We start from the raw sequence: 14,348 nt of genomic DNA, 5'->3' as shown, positions 1-14,348 counted from the left end.
GTCGGGAGCGCAGAGCGACGTGCCTCAGGGAGCCGTGGCGAACTCCAGTGTCGCCTCGGCGAGGTCCCGGCGGAAGCGGTCACCGTCGAACGCGGGATCGTCGACCGTGCCCGGCGGGGGCGCGTCCATGAAGCTGAAGTGACCGGCCTTCGGCACGACGCGCAGGTCGACCTCGGCGGGCGCGCTGCTCAGATGGGCGACCTGCTGGACGGGCGTGATGGTGTCCAGTTCCCCCGCGAAGACGAGCATCGGCGCTGTCACCGCGTCCAGGGCTCCCGGTGCGGCGAACCAGCCGGCCGCGGGCGCGTACAGGGCGAGACGACCGACGCGCGGTTCCCGTGGCACGTCCATCGGCTCGCCGTCCCGGCCCCAGGGCGTCGCACCGGCCAGGCAGAGGGCAGCCCAACCACCGATCGAGTGGCCGACCGCCACCATCTCCGCGTCCGGCGAGGCCCACCGCCCGAGCGCCTCGACCAGACCGGCCGGCCGCGCGAGCAGCTCCGCCGTGGTCGCCTCCCGTGCGACGAAGCGCTCGAAGCGGGGCGCGATGACCTGGCAGTCATGGGCGGCCAGGTGTTCCAGGAGGGGCCGGTACCGCTCCGGATCACCACCCGCCCCAGTGGCGAAGAGCACGACGCGCTCATGGTTCGCAGGGCCGAGTCTCAGAGCCTGCATCTTGCTCCCTCACCACGAAAGTCGGCGGCCCGACGATGGATCACCCATGCTGCCACGTGCGGTGATCCGCTCGGTGCCGGCCCCCGTAGCCGTCAGGCCGCCGCCTCGTCGCGCACGACGCGGTAGCGGAGGCAGACGACACGGGAGCCGAACGTCCGGGTCTCCAGGAGTTCGAGATCGACCCGGCGCTCGCGCTGGGGGAAGAACGGGATGCCGCCGCCGACCAGCACCGGGTAGAGCCGGGGCCGGTACTCGTCGATCAGGTCCAGCGCGGCCGCCTCCGCCGCGAGCGTCGCACCGCCGATGGCGATCTCACCCTCCGTCGGCTCCGCGCGCAGGCGCGCGATCTCCTCGGCCAGCCCGCCGGAGGCCAGGCGGGCGTTGCCCTGGACCTCGGAGAGGGTCGTGGAGAAGACCACCTTGGGCAGCGGCTTCCACAGCCGGGCCCACTCCAGCAGGTGGGCGGGGAGCGTCGGATCCTGGTCGGCGGTCTCCCAGTACAGCATCGTCTCGTACAGCCGGCGGCCCATCAGATGGGTGGAGACCCCTCGGATCTCGTCCGTGAAGTAGCGGAAGATCTCCTCGTCCGGCTCCGTCCAGTTGAAGCCGCCGTCCGGCCCGACGATGTAGCCGTCCAGCGACATGCCCATCGAATAGGTCACGCTGCGCATCCGCACTCCTCCTCGGTGACGGCTCCGACCCTACGACGGCCCCGGCCTCCACCGCCCCAGGACTCGCCGCGCTCCGCGCGGCGCGGCGGCGGGGCCTTATGCCGGCCGTGCTCCTCGACGGCCTCCGCGCGCAGCGATAACGTACCGGCGGCGCCCGAGAAGGAGAGACCGGTGATCAGTACCACCCAGGGCGCGAAGCTCACCTCCCCGTGCGCCGGCTGTGGCGGCCAACTCGTCCGCGACGTCGGTCAGTTCGTCGAGCGAGGTCGGTTGCGATGGGGCGTCGAAGCGCAGTGCAGGGACTGCGCCGACGCCTGGTGCGAGACGGGCGTGGGCCCGGCTCCCCAGGAGATCCGGGAGGCCTTGCTGACGGCGCACGGTCCCACTCGGCTGCTCCTGGCCGACGGGGAGGCGAGCACGGTCCCCGTGATGCGGGCTCTGCGCGAGCAGCTGCCGCACCTGTCTCCGGGCGAGGCACGCCGGATGGCCGCCGAGCTCACGGAGGCCGGCCTGGTCGGCACGCTCGTCGAGATGTCCCGCCTGGCCGAAGGGCTGCGCAACCGGTCCGTCGCCGTGACCGTCAGCCCGCCGCCGTCCTGAGCGACGCCGTGTCGCTGCCGTGAGCTCTCGGTGCCTTCGCCCAGGGAGAGACGGACGTCTGCGGCGCGACCTGGCCGGTGCATCAGGGCGGAGCACCGGGGGACGTGTGCAGGTGAGGACCCTCCCACGGAGCCGCTGCCTCCCGCCTGCCCCTCGCGTGCCTGCGGGCGGTCCGGAGGCACGCCTGGGCCGCGGGCCGGGCGAGGCGTGAGCGGGGTCAGCCGATTTGGGGGAGGAAGCGGTCGAGCCAGCGGGGGAGCCACCAGTTGACGCCGCCGAGGAGTTCCATGATGGCCGGCACCAGGACCATGCGGACCACGGTCGCGTCCAGGGCGACCGCGACCGCGAGGCCCAGGCCGAACTCCTTGACCGCGATGTCCGGGGTGGCCAGGACGGAGAGGAAGACGGTGACCATGATGGCCGCGGCGGCCGTGATGACGCGGGCCGTGCGGCCGAGGCCGCGGGCGACGGCCTCGCGGGTGTCGGCGCCCGCGTCGTATTCCTCGCGGATGCGGGAGACCAGGAAGACCTCGTAGTCCGTGGAGAGCCCGAACAGGATCGGGAAGATGAACAGCGGGACCCACGCCGTGACCGGGGCCGTGGTCGGGAAGCCGAGGGCCGGGCCCAGCCAGCCCCACTGGACGATCGCGGTGAGCACGCCGAACGCCGCGCCGACCGAGAGCAGCGTCATCAGCGCCGCCTTGAGGGCGATGGCCACCGACCGCACCAGGACCAGCAGCAGCACCAGCGCCAGCCCGATCACCGTCACGATCAGCCACGGCAGCCGCGCCGCGACCTCCGCCGCGAAGTCGGCGTCGCCCGCGCTCGGGCCGCCGACGTGCACGCGCAGGCCGGAGTTCCGGACGGCGGCCGGGATCACCTCGTTTCTCAGGCGGTTCAGCGTCTTCGGGGTGGCGGCGTCCTGGTGGGCCGTGCTCGGGTAGGCGACGAACAGCGCGGCCTGCCCGTCGCGGCTGGTCCGCGCCGGGGTGACCTGCACGATGCCGGGAGTGCGGGCCACGGCGGCCTCCAGCGCCGACAGCGCCGCGGCCGCCTCCGCGTCGCCCGGCGGGACCTCGGCGACGATGACGAACGGCGCGTCGAAGCCGGGACCGAAACCGTCGCTGAGGATCTGGTGCGCCTGGTAGCCGCTGCTCGATCGTGGTTCGGTGCTGTTGTCCTCGAAGCTCAGCCGCATCGAGAGGGACGGAATGGCGAGCACGATCATCAGCGTCGCCCCGGCGACCAGCCCGGTGACCGGATGCCGCTGGATCACCCGGGCCCAGCGTTCGGCCATCGGGCTGCGCGATCCGGTGCGGCCCAGATACGGCAGCTTGAACCGGTCGATGCCGCGCCCTGCGAAGCCGAGCAGCGCGGGCAGCAGGGTGATCGCCGCCACCATCGTCATCAGCACCGTCACGGAGGCGGCCACCGCCGTCGCGTTCAGCAGTCGCTGCTGCACGACGAAGAGGCCGAGCATCGCGATGACGACCGTGGCCCCGGCGAAGAGCACCGAACGCCCGGCCCGCGCGATCGCGATGCCCACCGCCTCCTCGGGCTCCTCCCCGTCGGCCAGTGCCTCGCGATAGCGGGTGACGATGAACAGCGCGTAGTCGATGCCCACGCCGAGCCCGAGCAGGGTGGCCACGATGGGGCTGAAGGACGGGGCCGGGAAGACGTAGCCGAGCAGGAAGGTCAGCGCCAGGCCCGTGCCGATGCCGACCAGGGCGGTGACCATGGTCAGGCCCATCGCCAGCAGCGAACCGAAGGCGATCAGGATCACCACCATCGCCGCGAGCGCGCCGATCCCGTCGGCGACGCCGCCGTACGGCGTCTCCGCGCCCACCACGTCCGCGCCGCCGAGGGCGAAGGCGACGCCGCCGCCGGACGCCGACCGGGTCTGCTGGATCAGGTCCTTGACCTCGGAGGCCGGGAGCGGGTTGGTGTCGCTCTGGATCGGGGCGAAAGCCGCCGTGCCGTCGCGGGAGATCTGGCCGGGGGAGGTGTAGGGCGATCGGACGCCGGTGATGTGCGGGGCCGCCGCCAGGTCGGCCAGCAGGCGCTCCACCCTGGCACGGGTGGCGGGCGCGGCGACGCCCCCGGGGGCACGGATCGCCAGTGTCAGCGAGCTGCCCTTCTCCTCGGGGAAGTGGCGTTTGATGAGCGTCTGGGCCTGCGCCGACTCCGAGCGCCCGCCGGTGAAGTCGTTGTCCGCGGGCGCGGCGAACCCGAAGCCGACCGCCAGCACGACCACCGTGCCGACCGCCCACAGTGCGACCACCAGCCCGCGGCGCCGGTGGCAGAAGCGGCCGAGCCGACCCAGGAACCCTTGGTACGCGACAGCCGAGGTCATGTGTCCTGACGGTAGGCCCGCACCCCGCCACGGCGAACAAGGCGCGGCCGGGGCCACCCGTTCGGGCGCGGTAGCGCTCACGCGCGCCCGGCCCGGCCTCGCTGCGCCCCGCCGAGCCGGGTCGTGCCGTCGGCCGCCGTCCGGCCCGGAAGCCCCGTGAGACATACACCCGATATGTGATGTTTTGACTACCTCTGGGATGGCTAGTAGATCGACGAGCCCCCTCGCAGGGCCCCGCCTCCGCACGCACGGCGACGTGCGGGGGAGGCGCGGATCTCTCGCGTGAAGGAACGTGAGTCGGATGTCTGATCTTGGACGTCGCACTGACGACATACACGCGCACCCCGACGCTGCCGAGATGCGCGAACGCTACGCCCGGATGTTGGAGGGCGGGCGCCCGATGGCCGTCGACGGGCTGATGGTCCTGGCCGGCCTGTACGCGGCGATCTCCCCGTGGGTGGTGCACTTCCGCACCGCCAGCACCGAACTGACCCTGAACAACCTCATCATCGGCCTCGCCGTCGCGGCGATCGGTCTCGGCCTGAGCCTCGGCGACGAGCGCGCCGCCCGGCTGAGCTGGACCTGCGCCCCGATCGGCGTCTGGATGATCATCTCGCCCTGGGTGGTCACCATCGGCCATACCGCCAGCAGGGGCATGATCTGGAACAACGTGATCGTGGGCGCGGTGATCTGCGCCCTTGGCCTGGCCGCCACCCGGATGCTCATGGGCACGGCCCGATCCCGCCGCTGAACGCCCGCCGGAGCGCCACCGAACCGGTCCGACTGACGGTCCTCGCCCGCGAGCGCCGTCAGTCGGTCACGACCGAGGCCACCCGCGGCGACCCCGTCGGCGGACCGGGCAGCGCGCCCGGCACCGGCCCGGTCTCCAGGCCCCGCGCGGCGAGCTCGCGCAGCACCCGCGGCAGCGCCTGCACCGTGCTCCGGTAACCGCCGTCGTGCATCAGCACGATCGCACCGGGCTCCACCGTCGTGGCGGCCCGGCCCACGATCACGTCCGCGTCCGCGCCGTCCCAGTCGCGGGTGTCCGTGGCCCACAGCGTCTCGGTCAGGCCGAGGGAGCGCGCGATCGTGCGGATCCGGGGGCTGGTCTCGCCGTAGGGCGGGCGGAACACCGTGGGCGCGACGCCGGTCAGGGCCAGCAGCGTCCGCTGGGTGCGGTCGATCTCGGCCCACACCCGTTCGGGCGGAAGCCGGGTGAGGTGGGGGTGGGTGTAGGTGTGGTTGCCCAGCCACATCCCGGCGGCGTGCAGGCGCAGCAGCAGTCCGGGATGGCGGGCGGCGTGCTCGCCGAGGACGAAGAAGGTGGCCCGCTGCCCGGCGGCGAGCAGCGCGTCGAGCAGGGCGTCGGTCGAACGCGGATCGGGGCCGTCGTCGAAGGTCAGCATCACGGTGGTGGCGGGCGGGGTGGCGGGCACGTGTGCTCCTCGACGAGGTCGTGGGGGGCGGCGGCGGCCCGGAGGCCGCCGCCGGACGAGTGGGGGACGGACAGGGAGACGGACGGGGAAGCCCGACCGGTCAGCCCGCGGTGCAGGACCTCCCGTTGAGGGTGAAGGCCGCGGGCGCGGCCGCGTTCCCGGTGTGCGTCGCCTGGAATCCGATCGTGGTGGCGGCGCCGGGAGCGAGGGTCCCGTTGTAGCTCAGGTTCACCCCGGTGACGGTTCCGCTCGCCGGGGTGATCGTGGTGTTCCACGCGGAGGTGACCGTCTGCCCGGCCGGCAGGGTGAAGCCGAGCGACCAGCCGGAGATCGTGGTGCTGCCCGTGTTGGTGAGGGTGATGTTCTCGGTCAGTCCGGTGTTCCACGCGTTCACGACGTCGGCCACCTTGCACGCGCCGGCCGACCCCGTCGCGCTCGCGGACGGCGAGGGCGAGGCCGACGCGGAGGCCGACGCCGACGGGCTCGACGTCGATCCGCCCAGGGCCGTGACCACGGCCGAGTACGCGGGCTTCGGCTGGTAGTTGTTGTCGTACATGGTCGCCGCGCCGTAGCCGGAGAAGGTGCCGGGGATCCACGAGTCCGCGTCGCCCACGCCCCACTGCGAGACGCCCACGCAGCCGGTCACCGTCAGGCAGGCGTTGACCACGGCCGCGTAGTCGGAGGCCTGCTGGGACAGGTTGGCGCTGCTCGCGGGCAACTGGATCCGGTCGTCGAGCTCGGTGACCGCGACGTTCACGCCGAGCGCGGCGAACCGCTGCATGTTGGCCTGCAGCGTGGAGGGGACCTGGCCGAGGATGAAGTGGCTCTCCAGGCCCACGCCGTCGATGGGCACGCCCTGGGCCTTGAGCGAGGAGACCAGGTTGTACATCGCGTCGCTCTTCGCGTTCTCGCCCTCGATGTTGTAGTCGTTCAGGTAGAGCTTGGCCCCGGGGTCGGCCGCATGCGCGGTGCGCAGCGCGTCCGCGATGTAGCCGCTGCCCATGGCGGCGTAGAAGGCGTCCTGCCGCAGCGTGCCGTCCTCGTTGAACGGCTCGTTGACGACGTCCCAGGAGTAGACCTTGCCCTTGTAGTGCGTCGCCTCCGTGGTGATGTGGGCCTCCATGGCGGCCTGCACCTGGGCGGTCGGCAGGCTGCTGACCCAGGAGGGCAGCTGGCTGTGCCAGACCAGGTTGTGACCGCGCACCTTGGCGCCGATCGACTGGGCGTAGGAGACGATCTGGTCCCCGGGCGCGAAGTTGTAGCTGCCGTTCGAGGGTTCGGTGGTGTCCCACTTCATCTCGTTGCCGGGGGTCACCATGTCGAACTGGGCGGCCGCGACGGCGGTGAGCGCGGGAACGGACAGGTTGGACTGGGTCAGGGCGGTCCCGAAGTAGCGGCCCTTCGCCTCGGCCAGGGTCTTCAGTCCGGCGCTGCCGGCCGCGCTGGCGGAGCCGGCCTCGGCGGCGAGTCCGGTGACCAGCAGCGCCCCGGCGGCGAGACCGGCGACCGCGACGGCCAGGAACGGACGTCGGCCCCGGCCGCGGGGGTGCGGGCGTCCGTCGTCCGGCGGTAAGTCGCGCTGAGGAGTGCGTGTGCGGGTGGACACGGCGGGTCCTTTCGACGCGTCGAAACTTTCGACAGAATTGCCGAATGCAAGCGCAGACCCTAGGGCCAGGTCGTCGACCCGTCAACGGTGCGCGGGGCGGCCCCCGTCACGACGCAGGCCGCCCCGCGCGGCGTGCGGCAGTGCGCGTCAGCGGCGGCCTGCGGTTCCTGCTGCTCCGGCGGGCGCGGCGGTGCTGCTGCGCTCCACCAGACTGGTCGCAAGTTCCACGCGCACCGTGCTCGGCTGCACGCCCCGGGCCAGGTCCAGCACCATCCGGGTGGCCACCTCCGCCATCTCGGTCAGCGGCTGACGGACCGTGGTCAGCGGCGGCCCGACCCAGCGGGCCAGCGGCAGGTCGTCGAAGCCGACCACGCTCAGGTCCTCGGGAATCCGCAGGCCGAGCTCCCGCGCCGCCTCGTACAGGCCCAGCGCCTGCAGGTCGTTGCCGGTGAAGACGGCGGTCGGCCGGTCGGCGAGCCGGAGCAGGTCGAGCCCCGCCGCGTAGCCCGCCTCGTGGTGGAAGTCGCCGTCGCGGACCAGGCCGGGATCGAAGGCGACGCCCGCGGTCTCCAGCGCCGCGCGGTAGCCGTCGATCCTGGCGCGGCTGCACATCATTCCCGTGGGCCCGCCGATGACGCCGATCCGCCGGTGGCCGAGCTCCAGCAGGTGCCGGGTGGCGGCCAGGCCGCCGTGCCAGTTGGTCGCGCCCACCGCGGGCACCTCCTGGCCGGGGTCGCCGGCCGGGTCCATCACCACGAAGGGGATGTCCCGGCTGGTCAGCTGCTCCTGCAGGGCCCGGTCCAGGCCGGACAGCACCAGCACCACGCCGGTCGGACGCCGGGCCAGCACCCCGTCCACCCAGGACTGCCCGAGGCTGAGCCGCCCGGAGGACTCGGACAGCACGACGCTGAGGCCCTCCTCGCGGACCACGTTCTCCACGCCCCTGATGACCTCCATGGCCCAGGCGCTCTCCAGCTCGTGGAAGACGAGTTCGAGCAGCGGCGCGGCCTGCGTCGCACTGCGGCGGCGCCGGTAGCCGTGCACCCGCAGCAGTTCCTCGACGCGCTCGCGGGTGGCCGGGGCCACGTCGGCGCGCCCGTTGAGGACTTTCGAAACAGTCGGAGCCGAGACGCCCGCCTCCCGGGCGATCTCCGCCAATGTCGCCGTCCCCGTCACGGGCCCCTCCTCGGTCGTTCGTGCCTGCGAATTCCGTGCCACGGAAGAGCTCACGGCACGGATGGTAGCCCCTGGGTGAGGCCGGTGCGCAACGAGGCGGGCGCGTACGGACCCTTGACGGCCCCGGAAGCCGGGCCTAGGTTTCCCCACAACATTCGGCAATGACTCCGAAACAATCGAAGGACGGTCAGGCGATGGGACCTTTCAGAGGCGCCACCCGCGGCGGAACGACCAGAGGATTCAACCGGGCCGCGATGACCGCGGCGGCCTCCGCTCTCGTGATCGGTCTGACCGCGGGCTGCGGCTCGGGCGGCAGCTCCGCCGGAGCCTCGGGCGGGGGAGCGGGCGTGATCCACGTGCTGGTCTACGGCGACGCCGGCAACACCGTCGAGAAGCAGCTCGTGGACACCTTCAACAAGACCTCCAAGGTCAAGGCCGTGCTCGACACCATCCCCGGCGCGGACTACCAGACCAAGCTCCAGACGGTCATCACCACGTCCCAGGCACCGGACGTCTTCTTCAACTGGGGCGGCGGCAGCATCGCCCCCTTCGTCAAGGCCGGACTGCTGCTGCCCCTGGACGACATGATCGCCAAGGACCCCGGGCTGAAGGCGAACTTCCTGCCCTCGGTCTTCAACACCGCCGTCATCGACGGCAAGTCCTACGGCGTCCCGATGCGCGGCACCCAGCCGGTGCTGCTCTTCGACAACAAGAAGACCCTCGCCGACGCCGGCCTCACCCCGCCCGCCACCTGGGACGACCTGCTCGCCGACGTGCACGCCCTGAAGGCCAAGGGCGTCACGCCGATCGCCCTGGGCGGCGGCGACCAGTGGCCCACCCTGATGTGGTTCGAGTACGCCTACGACCGCGTCGCCGGACCCGGCCTCTTCCAGAAGGCGCTCGGCGGTGACGCCACCGCCTGGGCGAGCCCGGAGAGCCGCAAGGCCCTCGGGATGCTCAAGCAGCTCATCGACGCGGGCGCCTTCGGCAGCAACTACGACTCGGTCAAGTACACCGACGGCGGTTCCCCCGCGCTGCTCGCCAAGGGCAAGGCCGCCTTCGAGCTGATGGGCTCCTGGGAGTACTCCACCCAGCAGTCCAACGACCCGGACTTCGCCAAGAACGGTCTCGGCTACAGCGCCTTCCCGACCGTCACCGGCGGTGCGGGCGACCCGAACGACGTCGTCGGCAACACCAACAACTTCTACTCGGTGCTGAAGACCACCAAGCACCCGGACGCCGTCGCCCAGTTCCTCAAGCTCATGTACTCCGACGAGTTCGTGAAGGCGCAGCTCGGCATCGGCAACCTGCCCACCACCACGAACACCCCGCAGTTCCTCAGCGGCTCCGCCGACCCGGCCTACTCGCAGTACCAGTACAACCTGGTCAAGCAGGCGCCCTCGTTCCAGCTCTCCTGGGACCAGGCCTACCCGCCGTCCGCGATCACCCCGATCCACCAGGCCGTCCAGGAGTTCTTCGACGGGAAGCTCGACACCGACGGCTTCGTCAAGGCCATGCAGGCCCTGCCCACCTCGTAGACAAGGAGCCGTGGGACCCATGACCAGCATCTCCGCCGCCCCGGCCCCCGCTCCGGCGCCGCCCGCCCCCGCCGCGGCGGCGGGCCGCCGCCGGGCCCGGGGCGGGGCCGGGGTCACCCGCCCCGGCCTGGCCTGGGCGGCACCGGCCACCGCCTTCTTCGCCCTCTTCGCGATCGTCCCGCTCGTGCTCGTCGCGGTGCTCTCCTTCACCACCTGGAACGGCATCGGCTCGCCGCAGCCGGCCGGACTGGCGAACTGGACCGCCCTCTGGCACGACCCCGTCATGATCAAGAGCCTCTGGCTCAGCGCCCTGCTCACCACGCTCGGCGTCGTCGTCCAGACCCCGATCAGCCTGCTGCTCGGGGTCTGGGCGGCCGGACACCAGCGCAACCGGGCGATCCTGTCCGCGATCTACTTCGTACCGCTGCTGCTCTCCGCCACCGCCGTCTCGGTCCTCTGGCGCGCCCTGCTCGACCCCAACTTCGGCATCCCCGCCCAGGCGAGCTGGCTCTTCGGCGACGGCAACCTGCTCGGCAGCCAGGCCGGCTCGATCGGCGTCCTCGCCTTCGTCGGCGCCTGGCAGTGGACCCCGCTGCACACGCTCATCTACCAGGGCGGCGCGCGGGCCGTGCCGCAGGTGCTCTACCAGGCGGCCGCCATCGACGGCGCCGGACGGGTGCGGCAGTTCTTCCACATCACGCTGCCGCAGCTGCGCAACACGATCATCACCTCGATGGTGCTGATGGTCGTCGGCGGGCTCACCACCTTCGACACCGTGCTCATCCTCACCCAGGGCGGGCCCGGCACCGACACCACGATCAGCGCCTACTACATGTACCAACAGGGCTTCAAGAGCTTCGACTTCGGCGGCGCCTCGGCCGTCGCCCTGGTCCTGGTCGTCGTCGCGACGGTCATCTCGCTGGCCGTGGTACGGCTCTCCGGCTACGACCGGATGCGCAGCACGGTGGAGGGCCTGTGATCCGCCGACACGCCACCGCCCGACGCCCCAACTACCTCGCCGGGCTCGGCTCGATGGTCTGGCTGCTGCTGGTCGGGGTGCCGCTCTACGTCCTGCTGCTGACGACGCTGCGCACCCAGTCCGACTACGCGAACGCAGGACCGCTCAGCTTCCCCTCCCACCTCACCCTGCAGAACTACCTGGACGCCTTCTCCGGCGGCTTCGGCCAGGACTTCGTCAACACGCTGGTGGTGACCGCGAGCGTGGTCGCCCTGGTGCTGCTGCTGGTGCCGCCGCTCGCCTACGCCATCGTCAGAAGCCGCAGCCGCGCCACGGGAACGGTGTTCCGTACCTTCCTGCTGGGCCTCGCGGTCCCGGCGCAGGCCGTGATCGTGCCGATGTTCTACGTCATCAGCAAGGCCGGCCTCTACGACAACCTGCTCGGCGTGATCCTGCCCACCGCCGCCTTCTCGCTGCCCATCTGCACGCTCGTGCTCACCGGCGCGATGCGCGACATCACCCCCGAGCTGTACGAGGCGATGGCCGTCGACGGCGCGAGCCCCTGGCGGGTCTTCTGGCAGCTGGTGCTGCCGCTCTCCCGCAGCGGGCTCTCCACCGTCGTCGTCTTCTCCGCCCTCCAGGCCTGGAACGGCTTCCTCTTCCCGCTCGTGCTCACCCAGTCCGACTCCACCAAGGTCATCACCCTCGGTCTGTACAACTTCCAGACCGAGCACGGCGTCGACGCCCCCGGCCTGCTCAGTGCCGTGGTCCTGTCGATGCTGCCCGTCCTCGTCGTCTACCTGTTCGCCCGCCGCGCCCTGATCCAGGGGCTGATGGGGGTCGGCGGAAAATGAGAGAGCCCGTGAACCCGCCTGCCCGCACCGAGCCTGCCCGCACCGAGCCCGTCCGCACGGAGCCCGCCCCCACCCGCGGGGACGCCGAGGTCACCACGCTGCCGCGGTGGCAGGACACCGGACTCGACCCGGCCACGCGCGCCCAGGCCCTGATCGAGGCGATGACCCTGCGCGAGAAGCTCGCCCAGCTCGTCGGCGTCTGGGTCGGCGCCTCCGCCGAGGGTGGGGAGGTCGCGCCGCACCAGCACGAGCTGGAGGAGCCCGTCGACCTGGACGACCTGCTGCCGCACGGCCTCGGCCAGCTGACCAGGCCCTTCGGCACCGCTCCCGTCGACCCCGCCCTCGGCGCGCTCTCGCTGGCCCGCACCCAGCGCCGCATCGCCGGCGCCAACCGTTTCGGCATCCCGGCGCTCGCCCACGAGGAGTGCCTGGCCGGGTTCGCCGCCTGGGGCGCAACCGCCTACCCGGTCCCGCTCTCCTGGGGCGCCTCCTTCGATCCGGACCTGGTCAGCACCATGGCCCGGGCGATCGGCGCGGACCTGCGCGCGGTCGGCGTCCACCAGGGCCTCGCCCCGGTCCTCGACGTCGTGCGCGACGCCCGCTGGGGACGCGTCGAGGAGACCATCGGCGAGGACCCCTACCTCGTCGGCACCGTCGCCACCGCCTACGTCCAGGGCCTGGAGTCCGCAGGCGTCGTCGCCACGCTCAAGCACTTCGCCGGCTACTCCGCATCCCGCGCCGGGCGCAACCACGCCCCCGTCGGGATGGGCGCCCGCGAGCGCGCCGACGTCATCCTGGCCCCGTTCGAGATGGCGCTGCGCGAAGGCCGGCCGCGCTCGGTCATGCACGCCTACACCGACACGGACGGCATCCCCTCCGCCGCCGACGAGGCCCTGCTGACCGGACTGCTGCGCCAGGAGTGGGGCTTCACCGGCACGGTCGTCTCCGACTACTTCGGCGTCGCCTTCCTCAAACTGCTCCACGGCGTCGCCGCGGACTGGTCCGACGCCGCCGGAACCGCCCTCGCCAGCGGCGTCGACGTCGAACTGCCCACCGTGCGGACCTTCGGACAACCGCTGCAGGACGCCGTCGAGGCGGGAACCGTCCCCGAGGAGCTGGTGGACCGGGCCCTGCGCCGGGTGCTCGTCCAGAAGGCCGAGCTCGGCCTGCTCGACCCCGACTGGACCCCGCTGCCCGCCGCGCTCGCCGACGTCCCGGCCGCGGCCGACCTGCGCGGCCGCATCGACCTGGACCCCCCGGCCAACCGCGCCCTGGCCGAGCGGATCGCCGAGGAGTCCGTCGTCCTGCTGCGCAACGAGGGCGTCCTGCCGCTCGGCCCCTCGCGCCCGGGCCGCATCGCCGTCATCGGCCCCAACGCGGACACCGCGCACGCGCTGCTGGGCTGCTACGCCTTCCCCGTCCACGTCGGCGGGCAGCACCCCGACGTGCCGCTCGGCATCGAACTGCCGACGCTGCTGGAGGAGATCCGCCGCGAGTTCCCCGACGCCGAGGTCGTCACCGCCGCCGGTTCTGCGGTCGACGGCTCCGACACCTCCGGCTTCGCCGAGGCGGTCCGGGCGGCCCGCGGCGCGGACGTGGTCGTCCTGGCCCTCGGCGACCGCGCCGGCCTGTTCGGGCGCGGCACCAGCGGCGAGGGGTGCGACGTGGAATCACTGGCACTGCCAGGCGTGCAGCAGCGACTGCTCGACACCCTGCTCGACGCACTCGACGGGACCGACACCCCGCTGGTGCTCTCCCTCACCGCGGGCCGCCCCTACGCGCTCGGCCGCGCGACGGCGGAGGCCGCCGCGATCCTCCAGTCCTTCTTCCCCGGCGAGGCCGGCTCGCGCGCCCTGGCCGGCGTGCTCAGCGGACGCGTCGACCCCAGCGGCCGACTGCCCGTGAGCGTCCCCGGCCGCCCCGGCGTCCAGCCCTCCACCTACCTCGCCGCCAGGCTCGGCCAGGCGACCGACGTCTCCAGCACCGACCCCACCGCGGCCTACGCCTTCGGCCACGGCCTCACCTACACCCGCTTCGACTGGACCGACCTGCGGATCGACCGCGCCGAGACGGACACGGACGGCGAGTTCCACCTCGCCTTCACCGTGCGCAACGTGGGCGAGCGGCCGGGCACCGAGGTCGTGCAGCTCTACCTGCACGACCCGGTCGCCTCGGTCGTCCAGCCGGTCCAGCGCCTGGTCGGCTACCGCCGCGTCCCGCTCGCCGTCGGCGAAACGGCGCGCCTGCGGATCGCCGTCCCCGCGGACCTGGCCTCCTTCACCGGCCGCGACGGCCGCAGGATCGTCGAACCCGGCACGCTGGAACTCCGCCTCGCCGCCTCCAGCACCGACCCGCGCCTGACCGCCCCCCTCACCCTCACCGGCCCGGTCCGCCACGTGGACCACACCCGCCGCCTCCACGCCGCCATCACCGTCGAAGCCGACGCCTGACCCCCACCGGCCCTCACCCGGCTCCGCCTCG

At 72.6% G+C, this 14,348-nt stretch carries 12 protein-coding genes; 6 read left to right on the top strand and 6 right to left on the bottom strand.

Annotation, left to right across the window (positions count from 1 at the left end):
* Positions 1-24 precede the first annotated feature (24 nt).
* Together BS83_RS09580 and BS83_RS09575 are read right to left on the bottom strand one after the other, a co-directional pair.
* Entirely contained in the window at positions 25-633 is a 609-nt protein-coding gene (locus tag BS83_RS09580; RefSeq protein ID WP_051942878.1) for an alpha/beta hydrolase family protein, read from the bottom strand.
* Positions 634-767: 134 nt separating this feature from the next.
* On the bottom strand, positions 768-1,346 hold the full coding sequence (locus BS83_RS09575; protein WP_037603409.1) for a dihydrofolate reductase family protein: 579 nt from the start codon (positions 1,344-1,346) through the stop codon (positions 768-770).
* A gap of 171 nt (positions 1,347-1,517) precedes the next feature.
* On the opposite strand from BS83_RS09575, the gene BS83_RS09570 reads away from it, so the two are divergent.
* Positions 1,518-1,946 (top strand): hypothetical protein, encoded by a 429-nt coding sequence (locus tag BS83_RS09570; protein WP_232248198.1) that lies wholly within the window; start codon positions 1,518-1,520, stop codon positions 1,944-1,946.
* Between the two features lie 217 nt (positions 1,947-2,163).
* On the opposite strand, the gene BS83_RS09565 is transcribed toward BS83_RS09570, so the two are convergent.
* Positions 2,164-4,299, bottom strand: coding sequence for an MMPL family transporter (locus BS83_RS09565; protein ID WP_037603408.1), 2,136 nt, complete (start codon positions 4,297-4,299; stop codon positions 2,164-2,166).
* 358 nt (positions 4,300-4,657) lie between these two features.
* Between BS83_RS09565 and BS83_RS09560 the strand changes: the two genes are divergently transcribed.
* Positions 4,658-5,050, top strand: coding sequence for an SPW repeat protein (locus BS83_RS09560; RefSeq protein WP_232248196.1), 393 nt, complete (start codon positions 4,658-4,660; stop codon positions 5,048-5,050).
* Between the two features lie 58 nt (positions 5,051-5,108).
* Here BS83_RS09560 and BS83_RS09555 read toward each other — a convergent pair whose 3' ends face one another.
* The 3 genes from BS83_RS09555 to BS83_RS09545 form a co-directional block, all read right to left on the bottom strand.
* Positions 5,109-5,735: a polysaccharide deacetylase family protein gene (locus tag BS83_RS09555; protein ID WP_198035198.1), complete on the bottom strand. Its 627-nt coding sequence runs from the start codon at positions 5,733-5,735 to the stop codon at positions 5,109-5,111.
* A 100-nt stretch (positions 5,736-5,835) separates the two neighbouring features.
* Positions 5,836-7,254 (bottom strand): endo-1,4-beta-xylanase, encoded by a 1,419-nt coding sequence (locus BS83_RS09550; protein WP_037608559.1) that lies wholly within the window; start codon positions 7,252-7,254, stop codon positions 5,836-5,838.
* Positions 7,255-7,488: 234 nt separating this feature from the next.
* A complete protein-coding gene (locus tag BS83_RS09545) occupies positions 7,489-8,517 on the bottom strand; it encodes a LacI family DNA-binding transcriptional regulator (protein WP_232248194.1) in 1,029 nt (342 codons plus the stop codon).
* A gap of 254 nt (positions 8,518-8,771) precedes the next feature.
* Between BS83_RS09545 and BS83_RS09540 the strand changes: the two genes are divergently transcribed.
* From BS83_RS09540 to BS83_RS09525, 4 genes are all read left to right on the top strand, one after another.
* Positions 8,772-10,055 carry an extracellular solute-binding protein gene (locus BS83_RS09540; RefSeq protein WP_037603405.1) on the top strand — a complete coding sequence of 428 codons (1,284 nt, stop codon included), beginning with the start codon at positions 8,772-8,774 and terminating at the stop codon, positions 10,053-10,055.
* Between the two features lie 19 nt (positions 10,056-10,074).
* The gene (locus BS83_RS09535; protein ID WP_037603404.1) at positions 10,075-11,034 is read left to right on the top strand and encodes a carbohydrate ABC transporter permease; all 960 of its coding nucleotides are present in this window, start codon (positions 10,075-10,077) and stop codon (positions 11,032-11,034) included.
* 53 nt (positions 11,035-11,087) lie between these two features.
* Positions 11,088-11,867, top strand: a complete 780-nt coding sequence (locus BS83_RS09530) for a carbohydrate ABC transporter permease (RefSeq protein ID WP_051945302.1) — start codon at positions 11,088-11,090, stop codon at positions 11,865-11,867.
* A gap of 161 nt (positions 11,868-12,028) precedes the next feature.
* On the top strand, positions 12,029-14,317 hold the full coding sequence (locus BS83_RS09525; protein ID WP_232248677.1) for a beta-xylosidase/alpha-l-arabinosidase: 2,289 nt from the start codon (positions 12,029-12,031) through the stop codon (positions 14,315-14,317).
* Positions 14,318-14,348 lie beyond the last annotated feature (31 nt).

This window comes from Streptacidiphilus rugosus AM-16, assembly GCF_000744655.1.
Taxonomy (GTDB): Bacteria; Actinomycetota; Actinomycetes; order Streptomycetales; family Streptomycetaceae; genus Streptacidiphilus; species Streptacidiphilus rugosus.
Note: the sequence above shows the minus strand (reverse complement) of the source record. Positions and strands in the feature narration are given on the sequence as shown.

Coding starts and splice junctions, on each gene's coding strand:
- BS83_RS09575 (WP_037603409.1), bottom strand. CDS start 1,346: ATGCGCAGCGTGACCTATTCGATGGGCATGTCGCTGGACGGCTACATC.
- BS83_RS09565 (WP_037603408.1), bottom strand. CDS start 4,299: ATGACCTCGGCTGTCGCGTACCAAGGGTTCCTGGGTCGGCTCGGCCGC.
- BS83_RS09560 (WP_232248196.1), top strand. CDS start 4,658: ATGCGCGAACGCTACGCCCGGATGTTGGAGGGCGGGCGCCCGATGGCC.
- BS83_RS09540 (WP_037603405.1), top strand. CDS start 8,772: ATGACCGCGGCGGCCTCCGCTCTCGTGATCGGTCTGACCGCGGGCTGC.
- BS83_RS09535 (WP_037603404.1), top strand. CDS start 10,075: ATGACCAGCATCTCCGCCGCCCCGGCCCCCGCTCCGGCGCCGCCCGCC.
- BS83_RS09530 (WP_051945302.1), top strand. CDS start 11,088: ATGGTCTGGCTGCTGCTGGTCGGGGTGCCGCTCTACGTCCTGCTGCTG.
- BS83_RS09525 (WP_232248677.1), top strand. CDS start 12,029: ATGACCCTGCGCGAGAAGCTCGCCCAGCTCGTCGGCGTCTGGGTCGGC.